This is a genomic window from Agathobacter ruminis (genome assembly GCF_002735305.1).
Taxonomy (GTDB): Bacteria; Bacillota; Clostridia; order Lachnospirales; family Lachnospiraceae; genus Roseburia; species Roseburia ruminis.
The window spans coordinates 1-1,170 of the sequence record NZ_PDYG01000107.1; the positions used below are offsets into that span (position 1 = coordinate 1).

Annotated in this window: 1 protein-coding gene; it reads right to left on the reverse strand. The window is 37.4% G+C overall.

The window, feature by feature from the left end; genetic code table 11:
• Positions 1–176: 176 nt before the first annotated feature.
• Entirely contained in the window at positions 177–1,067 is an 891-nt protein-coding gene (locus CSX02_RS10810) for a hypothetical protein (protein WP_099386685.1), read from the reverse strand.
• Positions 1,068–1,170: the final 103 nt, after the last annotated feature.

The following is a 1,170-nucleotide window of genomic DNA, read 5'->3' on the forward strand; positions in this document are numbered from 1 at the left end:
TTTGAACAAATTCACAAGATAGTTATACACCTTCTCGGATATAAATATATGCACATCATCGCGGAGCGTTTATCTCAGTCGGAGATTGTAACCCCGACTGAGATGAATATGATACGAGTATATTTCTTTATTCGGATGAGGTCTATCAAACATTACTTTATATCCTAATTACACAACTATTCATCATCGCTTTCTTTATAAATCTCACTTGGATAATAAAGCCCATTCTCCTCATAATATGTTTTCCCCTGCCACCATTTGTAAAAAGACACTAACCAGCATTCCTCCATTCTATCCCATCCGAAATCTTCTACTCTTCCATGTACATATTCCGTTTTAATAGGGATCTCTACATTTCCCAAAAAGTGTAGCCTTTTTCTAGGATACTCAGATGTTTTTAAATAATCCATTCCAGCTGACATATCAAGCGGAAACGTTCTCAGCAATTCTTCGTTTTCCCTATATGGTATATCCGCCGGTAATAATCGAATATCTTTTATTACTTCCGGGTCCGGCAATTCATCAAACAACCGATCATATATCTGTATGACATCATATTGAAACCCTCCCATATCCTCTGTCATAGTTTCTTCCCCAATTTTTTGCATCAATATATATTTCTTATATATACCGGCATCTTCCGCTTTTTTTGTAGAAAACTGATAAGCATACACATCTCCCATATTCCACAATTCCAGTGGTTCCAATTTTTTTATCTTTTTATAAGGCTTCATAGGGCTATTCAATTTGTCTTCTAACTTGCGCAGTATTGTTCCCCATTTTTCCCGTTCACGGCCTTCAAATAATTCTTCACCGCCATTTTGCGCTAAAAATTCAAAGGCTTTTTCTTTTACTTCATCACATAGACGTCCAATCTTCCATTGTGTATCAGCAAGGGCATACCAGACTAGGCATTCCTCATCTGTGCCCATAAATTCTTCTAATATTTCTTTGGTCCGCTTTAATGCTTCTTCATCATCTCCAGTCAATTCTAATTGAATCCTATAAGTGTCTCTCGCATCCAATGAAGCATCATTGCCATATAAACTACAACTAAAGTATCCCATGTTTCTCCTTTCATTCCGGATCAAATCCTGCTTCGATTAATGATTTATCTCAGTCGGGGTTACAATCTCCGACTGAGATAAACGCTCCGCGAGGATGCGCAGA